This window comes from Vibrio sp. 10N.222.48.A3 (assembly GCF_041475345.1).
Lineage (GTDB): Bacteria > Pseudomonadota > Gammaproteobacteria > Enterobacterales > Vibrionaceae > Vibrio > Vibrio tasmaniensis_A.
Genome location: NZ_JBFRVX010001702.1, coordinates 941 through 1306, shown reverse-complemented (window position 1 = coordinate 1306; position 366 = coordinate 941). Strand labels below are relative to the sequence as shown.

The window sequence follows — 366 nt, the reverse complement described above, 5'->3', positions numbered from 1 at the left end:
CTTCGATTTCGATTGTAGTACCCGTTTCTTCACAAAGAGCACGGATAACTGCGCCGCCTTTACCGATAACATCTTTGATCTTATCAGAGCTGATTTTCATTGTGTGGATACGTGGAGCGAATTCAGAGATATCTTCACGAGCACCAGAGATAGCTTCATCCATTACAGAAAGGATGTGCTTACGTGCACCTTGCGCTTGGTTAAGAGCAATTTGCATGATCTCTTTAGTGATACCTTCGATCTTGATGTCCATTTGAAGTGCAGTGATACCAGCGTTAGTACCTGCTACTTTAAAGTCCATATCACCTAGGTGATCTTCGTCGCCAAGGATGTCAGAAAGAACAACGAAATCGTCGCCTTCTTTAA

The 366-nt window shown here is 43.2% G+C and carries 1 protein-coding gene; it reads right to left on the bottom strand.

Annotated elements, in window-relative coordinates; genetic code table 11:
- On the bottom strand, positions 1-366 hold a 366-nt coding region (locus AB4653_RS28495; RefSeq protein ID WP_372105995.1), incomplete at both ends, for a KH domain-containing protein.